This is a genomic window from Dolichospermum lemmermannii CS-548 (assembly GCF_028330815.1).
In the GTDB taxonomy this organism is placed as follows: Bacteria; Cyanobacteriota; Cyanobacteriia; order Cyanobacteriales; family Nostocaceae; genus Dolichospermum; species Dolichospermum lemmermannii.
Window position 1 is genome coordinate 1 of the sequence record NZ_JAQMTJ010000280.1, and the last position, 20,196, is coordinate 20,196.

A 20,196-nucleotide genomic window follows, 5' to 3' on the forward strand; every position below is an offset into this window, starting at 1 on the left:
CATTTGAGAAAAATAATAAAATTGGTGCTAAGAAAATCCTCAAAGCTGAGTTAGACGCTCAACCAATTTGTTTTAAAGGTCGGAAAGGACAGAGGGTAAAAATTAAAACCGTCCCTAACTGGCAACAACGGTTAAGGGAATTTGTTGATCAATTAATTGAAGACTTGGACAAACAGTAATATATGGATAGTTATGGGTAGAAATTATTAAACTGTTTCTACCCCCCATTTTAGAATGGAAGTAAGTAATGAGACAAAATTAATTACACAAATATTTGGACTGAAATCCGTAATGGACAAAGGATTGGTAAATAAATAATATGTAATTAATTCTGTCCAGGTACTTATGGAACAATGAACTACCCCTGGCTAACTTCGTTTGAGCTTACTGAGAATGAGATAATGAGAGCAATCGCCTATTTTCCTTGTTAATATTCCTTGTTAAAAAATAATAAAGGTTATTTATAGATTTGAAATTTAAGATAGCTTATTTAACGTGGTGCAAACAAAACACTTGAATTATTAAGCGTATAATATGAAACTGCAAAACTTCTTGAATACAGAGGAAAAATGGGGTTACGAAGCGATCGCTGAAGATCGGGAATTGTCTCGGCAAGTTCAAGTAAGATTAATTGATTTAAGACTCCTAGAACCACCCGCCGACGGACTATTTGGACCAGTTTCCACAGCCGCACTGAAAAATTTCCAAACCTTAACAGAAACAGGAGAAACTGATTTTCTAGGTGCAGTCACAGCCAAAAAATTGATTGAAACTAAAACAGAAGACCTGCCAAAACCTCCTTTAAATCTAGGAACTGATATTGCCAGCAAGATCATTAAATATATGTTGGCTAAAAATTATGAAGTATTCACCAATCCCAAAGAATACAACATTGTTTATATCGAGGGTATAAATGGAGACTGGACACTTAATAGTGATGCTGCCAACGCCTTTAATGACCGCCGCATTGTGATCGAAATCATAGATGGTGTCCCCAAAATCGTTGATCATTGGCAAGCAACTACTGAACCAGGTAGTAAATATACTCACAACCCCATGAATCGCAAAGGAGCAGCAAGAATCCAGTTTGGACAATACAAGGCTTGGAGAGTGGGAAGACACGGTACTTCCAATCCCCATGAAGCATTAGTTCAATGTGGAAACATCACTGTTTGTCGAGATTTTAACGAAGATTTCAAACGAACTGGTGATGAATTGGATACAGGTGATGATTTTGCCGTTAATCAACATTGGGGCTATGATTACCCCAGCAATGATATCAAAGGAGCTAGTGCAGGTTGTTTAGTCGGTCGTCTAACGGAAGGACACCGTGAGTTCATGGCTATCGTTAAGCAAGACCGCCGCTATCTTCAGAACAATAGTTACACTTTTTATACTACCATCATTTCCGGGGATGATTTATTACAGTCAACTTAACGCAAAACCTCATATCCAGTGAACAACCTGGTAATCGGTAATGTTCATGATGGCTACTTAATTTAATAGGCGATAAAATCCCCGGTTTCATCCTTTAATTCTGCCAGTGCGATCGCTCATACTATGTTATTACTTAGCACTGGTATCCGTTTGAGAAGTCTGAAGCTTTGTTAGATTTTACCAATTTGACTGATTTACAGGTTTGGTTAACAGCTTTACAGGATTAATAGACATCTGGTAGAAATTAAATATGCGTGACCTGAAACCCTTGTAGAGAAATTCCTACATTCATTCTTGGAGAAATCTATTTTATTGATTAATCCGATCATTACCTGTATAATTACTGATATACTTATGATTATCAGGCGATTTTCGGGAAATTTACCATGAAACTGGATTTAACAAAGTTTTATCAAACTTGTAACCCTGCTAAAACCCTAGTATTAGGGAACGCTGAAGATAGAAAATATTATATTGATTTTTCTCAAGTGCGTGGTGCAAAGATTATTCAAGAATTAAATCGCACTATTACTAGACTTGCACCTGAAGACCCTACCTGTCAATTATTTACAGGACATATTGGTTGTGGTAAATCTACAGAATTACTCCGATTAAAAGCAGAATTAGAACAGCAAGATTTTCATGTAGTCTATTTTGAATCTAGCCAAGTTTTGGATATGGCAAATGTTGATATTACAGATATTTTATTAGCCATAGCAGGTCAAGTTAGCAAAAGTTTAGAAACCGTCGCAATTAATCTTAAACCTGGGTATTTTCAAGAATTATTTACATCAGTCAATCAATTTTTACAAAGTCCCATAGACCTAGAAGTTAAATTTTCTGTAGTCATTGCTGAAATTACCGCTAAAACAAAAGAAAATTCTCAAAATCGTGATCAACTAAGGCAATATTTAGAACCGCGCACAACCAGAATTTTAGAATCAATTAATGAAGATATTATCAAACCTGCACAAGGAACACTCAAACAGCAAGGTAAACAAGGTTTAGTTGTTATTGTTGATAACTTAGATAGAATAGATAATACTCCTAAACCAAATAATCAATATCAACCAGAATATCTCTTTGCAGAACGTGGTGATAAGTTAAAAACATTAAACTGTCATATTGTTTATACAATTCCCCTAGTATTGATATATTCTAATGCTTTAGGTAGATTAAAAGATCGTTTTAATGTCAGTCCTAAAGTTTTACCAATGGTTGCAGTAAAACAGAGAGATGAATCTGATTTTACTCTAGGAATTAACCTTTTACAACAAATGATTATGGTCAGAGCTTTTCCTAATGTAAATTGGGAAAATTGCCAAGCAAACCAAAACTTAATTACCCAAGTTTTTGATAGTCCTGATACATTAGAACGACTTTGTAAAGTTAGTGGTGGTCATTTACGAAATTTGTTATCTTTACTCTATAGCTGTTTACAACAAGATGATCCTCCCATTTCCCGTAACTGTTTAGAAAGAGTGATTAAACAAGAGTGTAATAATTTAAATCGGGGAATTGATGATAAAGAATGGCAATTATTAAGAGAGGTATCAAAAACCAAAAGTATTACAGGTCATGAAGAATATAATATGTTAATTCGGGATCTGTTTGTGTTTGAATATATAGATGAAGATGGATCTTGGTTTGATATTAATCCCATTTTGCAAGAATCACCAAAATTTAGGTTATGAGTAATCAACCAGATAATTTAGATATTGAAAATCAGGGTAATTTTAAAACTTTAGTTAGATCAATTACCCTTTCTCAAGGTCAATTTTCACTGATTTTATTACGATGTAATTATGGCTTTATTCAACAGCAAATATTTACCAAGTTACAGGAATTAGAAACTGTAAAGATTAGTAAAATTGATTTACCACCAAATGTCAAAACCCTATATACAAATATAGCTGCACAATTGGAAAATGCAGAACCAGCAGCATTAATGGTATTTGGGTTAGAGTCAGTCCAAAATATTGATACAGTTTTGATTTCAGCTAACCAAGTCCGTGAACAATTTAGAAATGACTTTAGGTTTCCTCTATTCTTTTGGGTAAATGATCAAGTTCTTACTAAAATAATTAGGTTAGCACCAGATTTTAAAAATTGGGCAACTACAATTGAATTTAACACTCCTACCAATCAATTAATTGATTTTATTCAACAAGAAATAGATACAATATTTGCAGGGGATATAACTAATCTAATTTTTTCTAATCTTTACCCAGAATTAGTAGCAGCTAAACAAGATTTACAACAACAGGGAGAAGTATTAAACCCAACTATTAACGCTAGTTTAGAATATATTTTTGGTTATCGTGATTATTTAGATGATAACTTAGATTCAGCCTTAGAACATTATCAACAAAGTTTAGATTTTTGGCAAGAAAGCAATAATATAGATAGACAAGGTACACTTTTAGTTAATATTGGTTTAATCTACTACCGCAAAGCCTTCATAAATCAAGTAGATAATCAAAAATCATGGGAAGAAGCACAAAAATATTTTCAACAAAGTTTAGAAATTTTTAAACAAACACAACAGACAGATTTATTATCTAGTTACATTATTCTTTTATGTGAAGTTTACTTAAATCTGCAAGCATGGGAAGAATTAGAAAAATTGGTTAATGAATCTCTAAAACTACACCAGAATCAAGATATTGCTTCTATTTTATTGGCTAAAGATTATGGATTTTTAGCAGAATTGGCTTTACATAAATCTAATTTTAATGAAGCCAAACATTATGCAGAAACAGCATTAGAAACATTAAAAACTATAATTCAACAAAATATAGTTCATATTCCCAAAAATGAAGATGTATATTATCAATTTTTATTAGCAAAATCCTATCAAGGTTTAGATGATATACCCACTACTCTTGAAAAATTAGAAGCAGCGAAAAATAATACAGAGATTGAATATAATCCCAAATTGTATATTGATATTCTAGATAAATTAAATTTACTCTATTTTCAACAAGGTGAATATTTAAAAGCCTTTAATACCAAACAAGAAAAACTACAAATAGAACAACAATATGGTTTTCGGGCTTTTGTGGGTGCATCATATTTAAACCCGCAATGGAAAATTATTCAATCTACAACTTCAGAAATTGCCAATACAGGAACAATAGCACAAGAAATTTTTGCTTCAGGAAGAGAACAAGATGTTAAAAAACTCCGAGGCAGAATTGCCCAAAATCAATATAAATTAACCATAATTCATGGACAGTCTGGAGTTGGTAAAAGTTCAATTTTACAAGCCGGTTTAATTCCTGCATTGCAACAAGAAACAATTGACGCAAAACAGGTTTTACCTATATTATTAAGAGCTTATACCAATTGGGTAGAAAAATTAGGAGAATGTTTAAATTTGAATATATCAAATATACATTATTCTCCAATAATTCAACAATTGCGAAAAAATAATCAAAATAATTTATTAACAGTTTTAATATTTGACCAATTTGAAGAATTTTTCTTTGTTTATAAAGAACAAACAGAAAGACAACCATTTTATGATTTTTTAAGACAATGTTTAGATATTCCTGATTTAAAAATTGTGCTATCTTTACGGGAAGATTATTTACATTATTTATTAGAATTGGAAAGAAAATTTGCCAATCTAGAAGATACAGATATAGTTAACAGTACAGATATTTTAAGTAAATCTATTCGTTATTATTTAGGTAATTTTATTCCTCAAGATGCAAAAGAAGTATTTACCAGTTTAACTAAAAGAAGTAAATACCCATTAAATAAAGATCTAATAACTAAATTAGTTCAAGACCTAGCAGGAGATATCGGAGAAATTAGACCGATAGAATTACAAATTGTCGGTACACAGTTAGAAAATCAAAAAATTACCACTTTAGGAAAATATCAAGAAGTTGGTAATAAGGAAGCATTAGTTCAGGGTTTTTTACAAAATGTGATTAAAGACTGTGGTGACGAAAATGAAAAATTAGTAAAATTGGTTTTATATTTACTGACAGATGATAATAAAACTCGTCCTTTAAAAACTCATGGTGAATTATTCAAAGAATTAGATTTATTTGTAGATCATATCGAGTTTGATGAATTAGAATTAGTTTTAGAAATATTGGTAAAATCTGGATTAGTTTTATTAATTCAGGAATCTCCAGAAAATAGATATCAATTAGTACATGATTACTTAGTAGATTTTATTCGTCAACAACAGAAAGATGAAGATTTAGCAAATTTTGCTAAAACAAAAGAAGAATTAGCACTAGCAGCAATAAAATTAAAACAGGAACAGGAAGCTAGACAAATATTAGCAAATGCCAAAATTCAAGCTGATGTACAAATTGCCAAAGCTCAAAAAAGATTAAAATTAAGTTCTAGTTTAGCTGTGGCTTTCTTAGTAAGTTCTTTTGTTTATTCTACTATTCAATTTAAAGAAGTTAATATTGTTAAACAGGTGACAAAACTAGAACAAAGTGGCGTAAATATTTTAAGACAATTCCAATTTGAAGAATTACCCTCTTTAGTGTCTGCTGTACAGAATGGCAAGACGTTAAAAACATTAGTGAAAAATAAGACTCTGGATCAATATCCCACCATTAGCCCTATTTATGCCTTAAATAATATCCTCGACAATATAAAAGAACGTATCCAATTTAAAGGGCATCAGGGTGCTGTCTGGAGTGTGAGTTTCAGCCCCGACGGTAAAACCATTGCTACGGCATCCAATGACAAAACAGCGCGGTTGTGGAACTTGCAGGGGCAATTGATTCAGGAATTTAAAGGGCATCAGGGTTATGTCTGGAGTGTGAGTTTCAGCCCCGACGGTAAAACCATTGCTACGGCATCCTGGGACAAAACAGCGCGGTTGTGGAACTTGCAGGGGCAAATGATTCAGGAATTTAAAGGGCATCAGGGTGATGTCATGAGTGTGAGTTTCAGCCCTGACGGTAAAACCATTGCTACGGCATCCTCTGACAAGACAGCGCGGTTGTGGCCTGTGCGGGATTTAGATCGGGTAATTAAGGATGGTTGTGCTTGGTTAAAGTATTATTTACACAATCCGAATGTGGGTTTGAGTGAGGAGGATAAGCGGTTGTGTAATGATGTGTGAAATTGTCTGAATCAGGATTTTCGGTTACTGAGCGAAGTCGAAGTACAGGATTAAAGGATTAACAGGATATAATTGTTAATGGGTAGTGAATATTTTTCAATGGTCTGAAAATTAATCTAAACATTCACAGGAAAAATAATAAACTACCATCCTGTACATCCTCAAATCCTGGATATCCTGATTCAGACAAAAAGTAGAAAAGCTAATCTAAACATTCACATAAAAAATGATAAAATTACCATCCTGGTCATCCTTAAATCCTGTACTTCGACTTCGCTCAGTAACCGAAAATCCTGATTCAGACAATAAAGAATTTAACAATTAAACAAAATAGTTTATTGTTTCATCCTGTTCATCCTTAAATCCTGGATATCCTGATTCAGACAAATAGATAATCCTGTTCATCCTGAAAATCCTGATTCAGACAAATAGATAATCCTGTTCATCCTGAAAATCCTGATTCAGACAATATTAATAATGTCAATAAACCTACTAATTCCCCATTCCCCTACTGGAGAATATCACTGTCAGACTAACCTAAATATCTATAATTCTCCTGAATGTGTTAGTTTAGCCACCCAAGCCGCAACAGGACGACATTTACGAATAACATCAAATCATCAAAATACAGCAATTGCAGTTTGTTTATGTGAAGATGACTATCCAGGATGGTTATCTGTTCAAGATTGGCAATTTCTCCAACCCACAACAACAATATATCAACCCCAATTTATCTCCACAGCAGAAATTCAACAACACATACCCACAATTATTGCCTAAGTTCAAAGCCTCTCCCATCATAAAAGCTGCTCCTTTTCCCTCCCTTGTAGGGGAGGGTCAGGGAGGGGTGCGGGGAGAGGTTTACAAGAGGGGTTTTATATTTGGTTCAACTATGAAACGTTTGCAGTATATAACCCGCCTAGCGAATGAAAAAATACCTTCAGTACACTGCGCGAACGTGAGTTAAAAAGAAATTAATTCTTCATTAGTCCACGCAGGTAGACTTGGTTTGGGTAGTGGTGTTCGCGTTAGCGTGTCAGAGTCTCTACATATATTCGCCCAAAACTTTTAAAACATCCTCTTAGTTTTTCACCAATGGAGATCTAAAAATCATATTTCTGAAGATAAAATAAAATTTTTATCCTGGTTTTATATCATAATATTTTTTGTTTTAATTCTTTTTAATAAAAAAATCTTATCATTCATGCCGATTTATTGACATCAACACACATTTTATGATAACAATGTGTGTTTGGGACTCCTAAACAAAATCCCCACATCAATAGTCTATTGTTTGGATTTAGCCCCCAAAATGCTGGTAAAATCACTCTCCTCAGTACACTAGCTACCTAGAAATTAATTAATAGCTACTCGTTAACCTATCAACCTGTGTCATGGTAATTGGATATCTAAATTGTTTATACAGATACCCAAAATTTTAGCCTGTGCTAAAATCAGCATACCGGCACGACGCAGGTGATAGGAAAAATGCCATGTTTGAGCGCTTCACAGAAAAAGCCATTAAGGTAATCATGCTGGCCCAAGAAGAGGCCCGCCGTTTAGGTCACAACTTTGTCGGAACTGAGCAGATCCTCTTGGGTTTGATTGGTGAAGGCACAGGAGTAGCCGCCAAGGTGCTGAAATCAATGGGAGTTAATCTCAAAGATGCTCGCATTGAAGTTGAAAAAATCATAGGACGGGGTTCAGGCTTTGTAGCCGTGGAAATTCCGTTTACGCCACGGGCAAAACGGGTTTTAGAACTATCCTTGGAAGAAGCACGCCAATTGGGGCATAACTACATTGGTACCGAGCATCTGTTGTTGGGCCTGATCCGCGAAGGGGAAGGTGTCGCAGCCAGAGTGCTAGAAAACCTCGGTGTAGATTTGACCAAGGTGAGAACCCAAGTGATTCGGATGTTGGGAGAAACGGCGGAAGTTACGCCGGGTGGCCCCTCTGGTCGCACTAAAACCCCAACTCTCGATGAGTTTGGATCAAACCTGACCCAAATGGCCATAGATAATAAGCTTGATCCTGTGGTGGGACGCGCCAAGGAAATCGAGCGAGTTATCCAAATTTTGGGTCGCCGGACTAAAAACAATCCCGTGTTGATTGGTGAACCTGGTGTTGGTAAAACCGCCATCGCTGAAGGTTTAGCTTCACGCATCGCCAGCAAGGATATCCCCGATATCTTGGAAGATAAGCGTGTAGTCACTCTTGATATTGGTTTGCTAGTAGCAGGAACTAAATATCGGGGTGAATTTGAAGAACGTCTCAAAAAAATTATGGATGAAATCCGCTCTGCGGGTAATGTCATCCTAGTAATTGACGAAGTTCACACCTTAATTGGTGCAGGTGCAGCCGAAGGGGCGATTGATGCGGCGAATATCCTCAAGCCAGCTTTGGCACGGGGTGAGTTGCAATGTATCGGTGCGACTACTTTGGATGAATACCGTAAACACATTGAACGGGATGCAGCGTTGGAAAGACGCTTCCAGCCTGTAATGGTGGGTGAGCCGACCGTTGATGAAACAATAGAAATTTTATATGGTTTGCGCGATCGCTATGAAGCACACCACAAGCTGAAGATATCCGATGAAGCATTGGTGGCGGCGGCGAAATTGTCTGATCGTTATATTAGCGATCGCTTTTTGCCAGACAAAGCCATTGACTTGATGGATGAAGCGGGTTCACGGGTGCGCCTGATTAACTCCCAACTGCCCCCAGCAGCCAAGGAGTTAGACAAGGAACTACGGCAAATCTTAAAAGAAAAAGATGATGCAGTCCGTTCCCAGGACTTTGATCGGGCTGGAGAATTGCGCGATCGGGAAATGGAAATCAAAGCCGAAATCCGCACTATTGCTCAAACTAAGAGTAACGGTGCTAGTGGTGACGGTGTTGAACCTGTAGTTACAGAAGAAGACATTGCTCACATTGTCGCTTCCTGGACAGGTGTACCGGTGAACAAACTCACCGAGTCTGAGTCCGAGAAGTTGCTGCACATGGAAGACACCTTACATCAGCGGCTCATCGGTCAAGAAGACGCTGTGAAGGCTGTCTCCCGCGCTATTCGTCGCGCTCGTGTTGGGTTGAAGAATCCCAATCGGCCGATTGCTAGTTTTGTCTTCTCTGGTCCGACTGGGGTAGGTAAAACCGAATTAGCGAAATCCTTGGCTTCCTACTTCTTCGGTGCGGAAGAAGCCATGATTCGCTTGGATATGTCCGAATACATGGAGCGTCACACCGTCAGTAAATTGATCGGTTCACCTCCTGGTTATGTCGGTTACAACGAAGGTGGTCAGTTAACAGAAGCTGTCCGTCGTCGTCCTTACACTGTGGTGCTATTCGACGAAATCGAAAAAGCGCACCCCGATGTGTTCAATATGCTTTTGCAAATTTTGGAAGATGGGCGTTTAACTGACGCAAAAGGTCGCACGGTGGACTTTAAGAACACCTTGCTGATTTTGACTTCCAACATTGGTTCTAAGGTGATTGAAAAGGGTGGTAGCGGTATCGGCTTTGAGTTCTCTGAAGATGCGACTGAGACACAATACAACAGAATTCGCTCTTTGGTGAATGAGGAACTGAAGAATTACTTCCGTCCTGAGTTCCTGAACCGGTTAGATGAAATTATCGTCTTCCGTCAGTTGAATAAGCTGGAAGTTACCCAAATTGCCGAAATCATGTTGAAGGAAGTGTTTGGTAGGTTGACGGAAAAAGGCATTGTCTTAGAAGTCACTGACCGCTTCAAGGATCGCTTGATAACTGAGGGTTATAGTCCTAGCTACGGTGCAAGGCCATTACGTCGGGCAATTATGCGCTTATTGGAAGATAGTCTGGCGGAAGAAATTCTGTCTGGACGCATCAAAGATGGTGATACTGCTCTTGTTGATGTTGATGAAAATGGTATTGTGCAAGTTAGTTCTCAACAAACACGGGAGTTGTTACCCCAAGGTGTTGAGTCTTAGTTAGGTTTTTGTAATTGTTAATTGAACGGTGGAGGATTTCGGTTCTCTACCGTTTTTTTTGTTTCGCGCAAAGACGCTAAGGAGCAAAGGCGCAAAGAGGAGAAGGGGTGATATATTCGTTATAATGAGTGTTATTGAGGAGTACAGGTCATTGTTGGATTATCAAAATGAAATATATTAATTTACCGACTCATGCTTTGATATGGTTGGTCATGATTTTACTTCAGTCTTGCAGTTTCTATCAAGCAGACTATAGAGGCGAAGTTAGATGGGCAAAAATGTTTGGTTCTTAGGGAAAAGATGTTAGTGAAGTTGAAATAGCCGCTCATGTATTTAACGATGAAAATACCATGAATCAAGTTGCTCAGTGCATAATAGAAACAGGTGAGTTTATCGGCACTGTTCGAGATTATGAACGCTATGGAATGTTTTTTACTGAACCAATAGGTTATAGAATTAGTCCAGATGGTAGTAGTATTCCACTTTACTATCGGGAGATAAAAATCAATGCAGACAACCAATACCACGTCATACCCCGCACCAGACCTAGTGAAGAATAACTGGGAATTTACAGAAGTATGGATAGATCCAATGTTATCACCTCCATATATTCTGTTATTACTTTGCGACAGTGAAGGAAATTGTCAAATTTATGATCCAAAACAAGGTGAGAAGGTTGTATTTTCTAGTAATAATTATGAAGCAGCTAAGTTATGGTTACTAGAAGATGAGTATGAACCAGTTGAGGGTAGGCTTTTAGCTGCTGAATTAGTGTAAGTTAGTATATTTTTTATTTCGCACAATCTCTCTTAGATATCCAGAAGGGTAGATGCTAAAGAGCAGAGGCACTCCAGAGGAGAAGGAGTGATATATTCGTTATAATGAGTTTTATTGAGGAGTACGGGTCATTCCTACATCTGAGCAAAAAACGCAGTTGTTTATTCTGTGTTGTTGGTTAACTAAACTATATTTACCTATAAACTTGGTTCAAGTTGATAAACGTACAGGTAATGTATTTATTCTCGCGGGTGAAGAGAATATGATAGAAATATATCCTAATGGTAAATGGAGGTATGTGGTATGAGTCAGCCTAACTTCCAAGGTATGAGTACAAAGGAATTACGTGCTTATGTTTTATCTCATCGAGATGACCAAGAAGCATTCTACATTTATGTAGATAAGTTAAATACTGAGGCAAATTGGGTAGAAATGCCACCATCAGAATCTGTTGATGATTTGATGAATTTTCCTGAGTTTTTGCAGCGTCTTAGTAATGGTAAAAGATTAATTGAAAGTGAAGAATAACTATTATGATTTTTACTGATGTGGTAGAAGCAATAAAAGGGTTTTCAATTGAAGAAAAGTTACAAATTCAATTGTTATTGCAGCAATATTTAAGAGAAGAAAAAAATGGTGAACTCACTTTTCCTGAAAATATTGATGAATTAAAACAACAGTTTCTCAGCCGTCGTGAACTTATAAAGTTACCTCTAGAAGAACGAAAAAAGATTTTAGCGTCACAATCTGATTTAATGTTAGAGCATTACCAGCAAGACACAAAATGGCAAGAATTACAAATGGGAGACTTAATTGATTACTAATTCTTCTATTCCTAAACGGGGTGATATCTGGCTAACTAATTTTGATCCAACTGTGGGAGCAGAAATTAAAAAAGTAAGACCCGCTATAATTGTCAGTTCTGATGGTGTTGGTAAGTTACCAATTAAAATGGACAGGAGTATATTATTCCTATTTTAGCTGCGGAAGGTATTTCTGAACCTTTGCTTGGTTTGCAGTGGTTGAAAATATTGCCATTAGCTGTTAATTTTTCAGCAGGAATATTGACACTGGGTTAATATTAAATTGGTGAATTTGGAGTTTAAGAAAGTTTTATTATGGGCAGTTATCAAGAAAAAGAAAAAATAATAGCTAGATCATGTGTTTTAAAAGAAGCTGTTAGATGCTTAACAGAGGATAGAGATAAAAGTACAGTGGCATCTAGAGATTATGTTCGCCGTGTACATCAATTTATCCGTATTAATGGCACTCCCTTTGATCAGGAGATGATCAGTTTTCTGTCTGAGGAAACAATAGCTCGATGGGAACACTTCTATGATTCGATAACACAGAAGAGAAAAGCTGAAAACCTAAAAGTTGCATACTTGGCAGGACCAAATCCAGACAACGACCTTCAAGAACTTATGAATGTTGGTGTTTTACCTGAAAATGTATGGGCATTTGAAACAGACTCGTCTACTTATGAAGATGCTGTTTGGTCTACCCTAAATTCCAAATTTCCCTTTTTAAAGTTGATAAAAGGAAACATAGGACAGTTTTTTGCTGCGTCTCCACAAAAATTCGATATCATTTACTTAGATTTTTGTGGTCCATTACCAAGCAGAAACGAAAAGCAAAAAACTTTGGCAACAATTACTTCAATTTTAGCCCATCATGCAATTAATTCTCCAGGTGTATTGATTACAAATGTTTCACTTCCTAATCAACAACAAGATCCAAAAGGCTTTGATTTAATTACTAAATTAGTTGCTTCATATTTATACCCTAAAGATTTTTTAGAGCAAGAAGAATCTAATGAAGATAATGAAAACTGGGTTGAAGGCGCTATCAGTGGAAGTTTTAGCTTTAATAATTGGCTTACAGAAATACAAAATAATATAGATTTTTATTATGGTCAATATATAACAAGGCTGATAATAGATATTGCATCTGTAGTGGTTCCCTATAATAATTTTACTCAAAAACATGGTTTGTTTGAGCAGTTTTTTAATTTGAAGAATAAATCAGAACTCGAAAAAAGGATTAATGAGCTTTACCATGTTTCGGAAGAAGGAGAAGGTGGCGATATTATTGATGAACCTGGTCAAATGCCTATCCTGTGGACAGTTGCTTCACTTCATAGTCATAGGAACTCTCAAGACTTAAATTATCCGCAATTAATATATCAAGATCCTGAATACGAAAAATTTGGCAAGTTATTTTTAAGACAATTAAGTTTGATTGATAATGAATCTGAAATTATTAATAATTTTGAACGGCTGCATTTTTTGCTTGATGAAGGCTTTTATCAAAGCGAATTTTATAGTAAAAAATTTATAAATTTAGATAAACGACGATGGCATCAGGAAATGTATCAATTTTGTGACGTAGTTCTCTTTCATCAAATAAAAGAGTTACTATTTCGTCAAATAGCTGTTCCTTACCACGTTAATATCGAAAAGACGAAGCGGTGGACTTATCTTGCTAAAGATACGCAGATGTTTATGGATATGATTATCTTAGATGAATGTAGATATATATACGATTGGATGCCTACTGTTGATATGATAGAGGCTGGTATGGATTCTATTGATAGACAGCTATGTTATCGCTTTGCATTAGATGCTTTAGGGAAACATAGAAGATGGTATAATAATGAGTATTTCTTTGGAACATCTATCATCGGTCAATTTGAAGAAGGTTTTGAGGCAAAATCTCTAGAGCCAAGAATTAAGATCAATTAATAGTTAATAGTTAATTATAGAGTGAGAGCCGCTTCTGCTCAAGGTGTGGATTTTCATATATATATTCATCCACCTTTTCCTTTAACTGGTAATAAATCATGCAAATCACGATTTCACCACATCTACAAAGTACATATAACTTAATTCAAAATGCTTTCCCCAAGGGAATAGAATCACAATCTTATTTACCGCTTTTAGCATTACTCAGTGAGGAAATGTCAGATAGGAATTTAGCTGAAGTTGTAGCTTACTATAGCGGTAAAGATTATAGTGTTGTTCTCAATGATGTATATCGCGTACAGTCAATTGATGTACCCACATCCGAAGCTATTGCTAATTTAAAGGAAAAATTACTTGTGTGTGGTTATGAACAGTGGCTTGAAGAAGAATAAACTGTACTACTAATCAAGTATAATAAACTAATCACCAAAAAGGATGAAACAAAATGCAAGCCATTCTCCTCAGCAGCGAAGAAGTCGCAAAACGTGCCAAAGAATTATATGATAATGGCATTCGTCAGCAAGTAGAAACAGCAGAAAACATCGGTAAAATGATAATTATTGATATAGAAACAGGTGAATATGCTATTGATAAAACAGGCATAGAATCAGCGCATTATTTACGGAATAAAAACAGATTTGCTCGACTCTTTGGTATTCGCATTGGTTACAAAGTTGCTGCCTCCTTTAGTGGAGAAATGGAGCGTGATTCTCGGTGATAACTGGTATTATTAAAAACGGGCGTGCAACTGTCAATGTTATATTTCGATTGCCAGAACAACCAGATTTTACAATTGAATTTGTGATTGATACAGGTTTTACAGAATTTCTTTCCTTACCTCCCGCAGCCGTGAATCTTTTGGGATTCCCTTTTGTTTATGATATGTACGCAAATTTAGCAGATAATAGCCGTGTGCTTTTACCAGTACATCAAGCTACCATTATCTGGAATGGAGAAGAAAGAGTAGTTAATGTTTTAGCTACAGGAAAGCGTCCCTTATTAGGAACTGCTTTACTTGACGGTTATAAACTATCTATCCAATTTACAGAAGGTGGTTTAGTAACAATTGAAGAATTATAGTTTAATATTACAGCACTATGTTAGGCGTTTAAATTCCTGAATTCAGTGGTAGAGAATTAATTCTTCCCTACCGTTTTTCATGGATATTAAATGCGCTCTTTGCTTTCCCGTCAAGGTGAATTATGACTATTTATTTCTCCACAACAGCTAATTTTAAAGGATACAAAGGCTCAGATCCATTTAACTGCCAAATTCTGAACACCAATACAGAAGCAACAGTTAACCATACACAAGAAAAAGATAAAATCATTCCCGCTAAAGGAACAGTTTGCCAATAAATTGCTGTTACGACTATAGCCGATAACCAAGGTCCTAAAATCACCACAGGAACAGCCGCACCTAATCTCCGTTCTACGGTAAAAATCGTATTCCAAGTATCTCCTAAAGCCAGATGTACCACAAACAGAATTAAAGGTAATACCAAAAATTGGTGATTCATTTCCTGCCAAACTAATACCGAAGAAATTACTCGCAAAACGGCAATTAACATCCAAACTATGGGAAATGCTAAAGGTGGAGGAGACCATCTTGGTCTAATTACCTGATCATAAGTTGTCCGAGAACGGGTATTATCTAAAAGCGAGAAAATGCGGGAACGGATACTTAATAAACCAAAAAATAACGCCGTGACTAAAGTGCTAAACGAACTGGGAAAAGCAGAATTATTGTCAATTAAAATTACTAATTTTTCCATTCCCAGTAACACAAGAATCATCACTCCTATTTGCAGAATAGTTCCTAATTTATAAACTAAAACTGCCTTGATATCTAGTTCTTGTGTGTCCGCTGCTGAGGTATTTAGAGACTGTTGTTGATTCCCAGTTTTTACACCCATCACTATATTGACAAACTGTTCAAGTATGCCACTATTATTGGATTGATTCATAATTAAGAGATAGTGAGTAGTTTGTAGTTAGTCCGCTTAAATTTTAACTTAATTAATTGCCAAAATTTTTCTGAATTGGTGTGTCAATAAATAGAACTAGGAAATCATTCAATCCTCAATAATCTGAATTTCCTCAAGTTGATTAATCACCACATCTGCACCTTTAACATTATCTGCCCTCCCAATCCAAGTAATACCAATACAGCCAGCAGCTTTAGCATCACGTGCCATTTGCATATCACCCACAGAATCACCTACCATTAAAGTTGCCCCTGGTGCTACTCCCAAGGCTTGACAAGCTTCTAAAAACAGGGCTGGATCTGGTTTACTTGGACCCTCATCAACTCCCTTTTCCAGTTGCAAATAATCGCTTAATTGGTGATTAATCACAAATTTCTCTACATCTTCAGTAGTTGCGGCTGACAGAATCCCCAATTTTAATCCCGCTACTGACAAAGACTGTAATACCTCCAAACTACCCACAAATAAAGGTGAGGGAGTTTTGCTAACATATTGATCAGCCTCTTCTAAAGCTTGACGGGCAATTTTCAAAGATTCAAACCATCCTCTTCCGGTTTCCGCAATATAGGCTGCTGCTGCAACTTCTGTTTCTTTGCGACTCGCTACTGATATTAAACCCGCTGGATCTAAAAAATCGCCATTAATACCAAAAGCCATTAACAATGGTTCACCAATACCGGGAATTTGCGCGTCTATTATCCGCGTTGCTTTTTGTGCCAACGTTATTAAATATGACTCGGAATCTTCTAAAGTCCCGTTTTTATCAAATAAAATTGCTTCAATATGAGAAAACGCAATGTTTTTACATTTAATAGTTACCATATTTTTCAGTTGTTAAAGAACAGGGAATAGATCAATTGAATAGCCAATTGCCACAAAAAAAGAGGGACAAACCCTCTTAATTCAATACTTTCATGATCTCAGTTGTAGGTAATTACAACTATCAATCTATGATTCAATAGCCGCTGGGATCTCTTCTTCAATTTCTGTTGCTGCGGGAATTTCTTCCCCAGCTACAGCTTCTACAGATGCAACTTCTTCAGCTACGCCTTCTTGAGGTGCAATTTCTTCAGCGTCTTCCACAGGTGCTACTTCCGCAGGTATAGTAATACCTTGCTGTTTAGCAAGCAATTGTTCCCGATACTTAGCTGCCATTTCTTCGGCCTTATCGTAAACCAAATCACGGTTCTTGATCATGTCACCGGGTTCAGGTTCTAACTGTTTGGTAGACAGTGAAATCCGTCCCCTTTCTGCATCCAAGTCAATGATCATTACTTTCACTTCATCATTGACATTGAATACACTATGAGGAGTGTCAATATGCTCGTGGGAAATCTCAGAAATGTGTAGCAGTCCGCTCACGCCACCAATATCAATGAAAGCACCGTAAGGTTTGATACCGCGAACAGTACCAATAACCACTTCGCCAACTTCCAAACGGTTCATCTTCCGCTCAACCAGCGCCCGACGATGGGAGAGAACTAAGCGGTTACGCTCTTCATCTACTTCTAAGAATTTCAAGGGCAGTTCTTCGCCTACCAAATCTTCCTTGGGTTTGCGAGTGCTAATATGAGAACCGGGGATAAAGCCGCGCAATCCTTCAATTCGCACTAATGCACCACCACGGTTGGTTGCGAAAACGCCAGAACGGACAGTAGCATCTTCTGCTTGCAACTGCCGCACTCGCTCCCAAGCCCGCATATACTCAATCCGACGAATTGAAAGGGTGAGCTGACCATCTTCATTTTCATCGGTAAGAATGAAAAATTCCCGTGTTTCGTTTGATTGTAAGACTTCTTCCGGGGCATCGACCCGGTTAATAGACATTTCTTGTATGGGTATATATGCTGCGGTTTTCGCACCTATGTCAATCAGAGCGCCGCGCGGCTCTATACTGAAAACTGTACCCGGTACGACATCTCCAGGGCTGAAGTGATAGTCGTATTTATCAAGTAGAGCAGCGAAATCTTCGTGGGTAAATCCAATTTCTGTAGCGGTTAAGTTCTGATTGACCATGCTAATGTATTCCTGGGTCTAGTCTCCGTAAAGGTTTTGTCATAAATTCAGTTTATTATGTAAGTAGGGGGATGACAATTTCCACTTACATTGCTGTCTTATCCTAGCTTAGAATAGCTAGTCTTAACACATATCAACTTCCAGACATAAAATTATATCATATTTTGGATTCGGGAGTCAGGAGTCAGGAGTCAGGAAGAAGAAAGAAGAAGAAAAAGAAGAAAAAGAAAGTTTTTCCTCTCATCTTTTCTCTCTTGTCTCATATTCCTTTTTTTAATCAGTAGTTCGAGCCGGAGAACCAACCCAAGAGGATACTGCGGGTAGAGATTCACCTTTCATCAGCATAGAGAGATTACCCAAGCTGGAATCTTTTGCCATTACAGTATCATATAGGACGATAGCACCCCTACCGACCGAACAAGTTAATAAACGGTGTGCCTTGCAGCATCGTTACCAAGAAAGGAACTGCTAGAGTTTCATGAATACAAGTCACCAATTCTGAGCGAAACACAAACGGTGACCTTAATGTTTATCGCTGGTTTTCCCCTAAAAATGCCAAATCAAAACCAAACCCCCCTGATAGATGCCTTAAAAGCCTGTACAACCCGTCCTCACGCCCCATTTTACACCCCAGGACATAAACACGGTGCGGGCATTTCTCCACTTCTAACTGATTTAATCGGAAAAGATGTCTTTCGTGCTGATTTAACAGAATTAGCAGAATTAGATAATTTATTCACACCCCAAAGCGTAATTCTCGCAGCGCAAGAACTAGCAGCAGAGGCTTTTGGTGCAAACAATACATGGTTTTTAGTTAATGGTTCTACCTGCGGAATTGAAGCCGCAATTCTCGCTACTTGTAGAACAGGAGATAAAATTATTCTGCCGCGAAATGTCCACTCTTCTGTGATTTCTGGGTTAATTTTTTCTGGGGCAATTCCTATTTTTATAAATCCTGAATATGACGAAGATTTAGATATTGCATATAGCGTTACACCAGAAGCATTAAAAGCAGCATTAGCAAAACATCCAGATACAAAAGCAGTGCTGATAGTTTATCCTAATTATTACGGTGTTTGTGGGAATTTGCCAGCATTGGTAAACCTTACCCACCAATATAATATTCCCTTAATTGTAGACGAAGCCCATGGCGCACATTTTCATTTTCACCCAGAATTACCAACATCTGCTTTATCCGCAGGTGCAGATTTAACAGTACAATCAATTCATAAAACATTGGGGGCAATGACACAAGCATCAATGTTACATATTCAAGGTCAAAGAATTGATATTGATAGAGTGAATAAAGCTTTGCAATTAGTTCAATCTACCAGTCCTAGTTTTATCCTTTTAGCTTCTCTAGATGCCGCACGTCAGCAAATGGCAATACATGGAGAAAAGCTGATGTTTCAAACTTTGGAATTAGCCAAAGAAGCAATTGATAAAATCAACAAAATTCCTAGTTTATCGGTTTTACAAATACCTCAAAACCATATAAAAAATAATGGCTTTATAGGTTTAGATAAAACCCGGTTAACTGTTAATGTTTCTCAGTTAGGTTTAACAGGTTTTACTGCTGAAGATATTATTAATGCCATGGGAGTAACCCCAGAATTTTCATCTTTACAAAATCTCACATTTATTATTAGCCTAGGAAACACAAAAACTGATATTGAAACATTAGTACAAACCTTAAATAATCTTACCCAAATTCCCCACTTGACAAATCGGGAAAAAATCTGTAAATCTAAAAAAGATACTATAATCGCCCCTTCTATGTGCATTTCTCCCCGTGAGGCCTTTTTTGCTGATAGTGAGATATTACCTTTCGAGAAAACCCTAGAACGGATTTGTGCAGAAATTATTTGTCCTTATCCTCCAGGAATTCCCGTATTAATGCCAGGAGAACTAATTACAAAATCAGCTTTAGAATATTTGCAAGAAATTCAGAAAATGGGTGGTTTTATTACCGGTTGTGCAGATGAAACTTTGCAAACTTTAAAAGTTGTGAAAGGATAGATTTATCTCAACAGATATTTTAAAAGTAAAGAAAACATAAATCATTAGATATACCTATAATAATCATCAAAATATTTTAGTGTCAAGATCAACTTAGCACTAGAAATTCGTGCTTATATTAAATCAGCACTTTATCATAAAATTAAA

20 protein-coding genes are annotated in these 20,196 nt (G+C 36.6%); 17 read left to right on the plus strand and 3 right to left on the minus strand.

The genetic code is table 11. The features are described 5' to 3' along the window. Positions 1-534 precede the first annotated feature (534 nt). From PN450_RS19440 to PN450_RS19515, 16 genes are all read left to right on the plus strand, one after another. Complete coding sequence (locus PN450_RS19440) at positions 535-1,437, plus strand: peptidoglycan-binding domain-containing protein (RefSeq protein WP_271837266.1); 903 nt, start codon at positions 535-537, stop codon at positions 1,435-1,437. A gap of 386 nt (positions 1,438-1,823) precedes the next feature. After that, positions 1,824-3,131 carry a P-loop NTPase fold protein gene (locus PN450_RS19445; RefSeq protein WP_271837267.1) on the plus strand — a complete coding sequence of 436 codons (1,308 nt, stop codon included), beginning with the start codon at positions 1,824-1,826 and terminating at the stop codon, positions 3,129-3,131. Next, entirely contained in the window at positions 3,128-6,541 is a 3,414-nt protein-coding gene (locus PN450_RS19450) for an nSTAND1 domain-containing NTPase (protein WP_271837268.1), read from the plus strand. Before PN450_RS19445 ends, PN450_RS19450 begins: the two co-directional genes overlap by 4 nt. 477 nt (positions 6,542-7,018) lie before the next feature. Next, the gene (locus PN450_RS19455) at positions 7,019-7,321 is read left to right on the plus strand and encodes a hypothetical protein (RefSeq protein ID WP_254434450.1); all 303 of its coding nucleotides are present in this window, start codon (positions 7,019-7,021) and stop codon (positions 7,319-7,321) included. 713 nt (positions 7,322-8,034) lie between these two features. Further along, positions 8,035-10,506, plus strand: a complete 2,472-nt coding sequence (locus PN450_RS19460) for an ATP-dependent Clp protease ATP-binding subunit (RefSeq protein ID WP_271837269.1) — start codon at positions 8,035-8,037, stop codon at positions 10,504-10,506. Between the two features lie 167 nt (positions 10,507-10,673). Further along, a complete protein-coding gene (locus PN450_RS19465) occupies positions 10,674-10,799 on the plus strand; it encodes a hypothetical protein (protein WP_271837270.1) in 126 nt (41 codons plus the stop codon). Between the two features lie 57 nt (positions 10,800-10,856). Beyond that, positions 10,857-11,066 carry a DUF6972 family protein gene (locus PN450_RS19470; RefSeq protein WP_271837271.1) on the plus strand — a complete coding sequence of 70 codons (210 nt, stop codon included), beginning with the start codon at positions 10,857-10,859 and terminating at the stop codon, positions 11,064-11,066. Continuing rightward, positions 11,014-11,283, plus strand: coding sequence for a hypothetical protein (locus PN450_RS19475; protein WP_168653771.1), 270 nt, complete (start codon positions 11,014-11,016; stop codon positions 11,281-11,283). Before PN450_RS19470 ends, PN450_RS19475 begins: the two co-directional genes overlap by 53 nt. 130 nt (positions 11,284-11,413) lie before the next feature. Further along, a complete protein-coding gene (locus PN450_RS24140; RefSeq protein WP_417033760.1) occupies positions 11,414-11,590 on the plus strand; it encodes a DUF6888 family protein in 177 nt (58 codons plus the stop codon). Beyond that, the gene (locus PN450_RS19480; protein ID WP_168653770.1) at positions 11,587-11,811 is read left to right on the plus strand and encodes a DUF6887 family protein; all 225 of its coding nucleotides are present in this window, start codon (positions 11,587-11,589) and stop codon (positions 11,809-11,811) included. The genes PN450_RS24140 and PN450_RS19480 overlap by 4 nt, the downstream gene beginning before the upstream one ends. Before the next feature lie 5 nt (positions 11,812-11,816). Further along, positions 11,817-12,107 carry a hypothetical protein gene (locus PN450_RS19485; protein WP_254433188.1) on the plus strand — a complete coding sequence of 97 codons (291 nt, stop codon included), beginning with the start codon at positions 11,817-11,819 and terminating at the stop codon, positions 12,105-12,107. Beyond that, positions 12,097-12,264, plus strand: coding sequence for a type II toxin-antitoxin system PemK/MazF family toxin (locus PN450_RS19490; RefSeq protein ID WP_174783376.1), 168 nt, complete (start codon positions 12,097-12,099; stop codon positions 12,262-12,264). Before PN450_RS19485 ends, PN450_RS19490 begins: the two co-directional genes overlap by 11 nt. Before the next feature lie 137 nt (positions 12,265-12,401). Next, a complete protein-coding gene (locus PN450_RS19500; RefSeq protein WP_168653769.1) occupies positions 12,402-14,027 on the plus strand; it encodes a class I SAM-dependent methyltransferase in 1,626 nt (541 codons plus the stop codon). 98 nt (positions 14,028-14,125) lie between these two features. Next, a complete protein-coding gene (locus PN450_RS19505; RefSeq protein WP_271837272.1) occupies positions 14,126-14,419 on the plus strand; it encodes a DUF3349 domain-containing protein in 294 nt (97 codons plus the stop codon). A 53-nt stretch (positions 14,420-14,472) separates the two neighbouring features. Continuing rightward, a complete protein-coding gene (locus tag PN450_RS19510; protein WP_148760084.1) occupies positions 14,473-14,745 on the plus strand; it encodes a hypothetical protein in 273 nt (90 codons plus the stop codon). Further along, positions 14,742-15,107, plus strand: a complete 366-nt coding sequence (locus PN450_RS19515; protein ID WP_148760086.1) for a clan AA aspartic protease — start codon at positions 14,742-14,744, stop codon at positions 15,105-15,107. The genes PN450_RS19510 and PN450_RS19515 overlap by 4 nt, the downstream gene beginning before the upstream one ends. Positions 15,108-15,237: 130 nt before the next feature. Here the strand turns inward: PN450_RS19515 and PN450_RS19520 are convergent, their stop codons facing one another. The 3 genes from PN450_RS19520 to PN450_RS19530 all read right to left on the minus strand — a co-directional run bounded on the left by PN450_RS19520 (position 15,238) and on the right by PN450_RS19530 (position 18,030). After that, a complete protein-coding gene (locus tag PN450_RS19520; protein WP_148760088.1) occupies positions 15,238-15,993 on the minus strand; it encodes a TspO/MBR family protein in 756 nt (251 codons plus the stop codon). A gap of 108 nt (positions 15,994-16,101) precedes the next feature. Further along, complete coding sequence (locus PN450_RS19525; protein WP_148760090.1) at positions 16,102-16,836, minus strand: HAD family hydrolase; 735 nt, start codon at positions 16,834-16,836, stop codon at positions 16,102-16,104. 126 nt (positions 16,837-16,962) lie between these two features. Next, complete coding sequence (locus PN450_RS19530) at positions 16,963-18,030, minus strand: 30S ribosomal protein S1 (RefSeq protein ID WP_148760092.1); 1,068 nt, start codon at positions 18,028-18,030, stop codon at positions 16,963-16,965. 552 nt (positions 18,031-18,582) lie between these two features. On the opposite strand from PN450_RS19530, the gene PN450_RS19535 reads away from it, so the two are divergent. Further along, positions 18,583-20,049, plus strand: coding sequence for an aminotransferase class I/II-fold pyridoxal phosphate-dependent enzyme (locus tag PN450_RS19535; protein ID WP_271837273.1), 1,467 nt, complete (start codon positions 18,583-18,585; stop codon positions 20,047-20,049). Positions 20,050-20,196 lie beyond the last annotated feature (147 nt).

Excerpts from the sequence above, each read along its gene's own strand:
- PN450_RS19440 (WP_271837266.1), top strand. The coding sequence starts at position 535 with ATGAAACTGCAAAACTTCTTGAATACAGAGGAAAAATGGGGTTACGAA.
- PN450_RS19445 (WP_271837267.1), top strand. The coding sequence starts at position 1,824 with ATGAAACTGGATTTAACAAAGTTTTATCAAACTTGTAACCCTGCTAAA.
- PN450_RS19450 (WP_271837268.1), top strand. The coding sequence starts at position 3,128 with ATGAGTAATCAACCAGATAATTTAGATATTGAAAATCAGGGTAATTTT.
- PN450_RS19455 (WP_254434450.1), top strand. The coding sequence starts at position 7,019 with ATGTCAATAAACCTACTAATTCCCCATTCCCCTACTGGAGAATATCAC.
- PN450_RS19460 (WP_271837269.1), top strand. The coding sequence starts at position 8,035 with ATGTTTGAGCGCTTCACAGAAAAAGCCATTAAGGTAATCATGCTGGCC.
- PN450_RS19465 (WP_271837270.1), top strand. The coding sequence starts at position 10,674 with ATGAAATATATTAATTTACCGACTCATGCTTTGATATGGTTGGTCATG.
- PN450_RS19470 (WP_271837271.1), top strand. The coding sequence starts at position 10,857 with ATGAATCAAGTTGCTCAGTGCATAATAGAAACAGGTGAGTTTATCGGC.
- PN450_RS19475 (WP_168653771.1), top strand. The coding sequence starts at position 11,014 with ATGCAGACAACCAATACCACGTCATACCCCGCACCAGACCTAGTGAAG.
- PN450_RS19480 (WP_168653770.1), top strand. The coding sequence starts at position 11,587 with ATGAGTCAGCCTAACTTCCAAGGTATGAGTACAAAGGAATTACGTGCT.
- PN450_RS19485 (WP_254433188.1), top strand. The coding sequence starts at position 11,817 with ATGATTTTTACTGATGTGGTAGAAGCAATAAAAGGGTTTTCAATTGAA.
- PN450_RS19500 (WP_168653769.1), top strand. The coding sequence starts at position 12,402 with ATGGGCAGTTATCAAGAAAAAGAAAAAATAATAGCTAGATCATGTGTT.
- PN450_RS19505 (WP_271837272.1), top strand. The coding sequence starts at position 14,126 with ATGCAAATCACGATTTCACCACATCTACAAAGTACATATAACTTAATT.
- PN450_RS19510 (WP_148760084.1), top strand. The coding sequence starts at position 14,473 with ATGCAAGCCATTCTCCTCAGCAGCGAAGAAGTCGCAAAACGTGCCAAA.
- PN450_RS19520 (WP_148760088.1), bottom strand. The coding sequence starts at position 15,993 with ATGAATCAATCCAATAATAGTGGCATACTTGAACAGTTTGTCAATATA.
- PN450_RS19525 (WP_148760090.1), bottom strand. The coding sequence starts at position 16,836 with ATGGTAACTATTAAATGTAAAAACATTGCGTTTTCTCATATTGAAGCA.
- PN450_RS19530 (WP_148760092.1), bottom strand. The coding sequence starts at position 18,030 with ATGGTCAATCAGAACTTAACCGCTACAGAAATTGGATTTACCCACGAA.
- PN450_RS19535 (WP_271837273.1), top strand. The coding sequence starts at position 18,583 with ATGCCAAATCAAAACCAAACCCCCCTGATAGATGCCTTAAAAGCCTGT.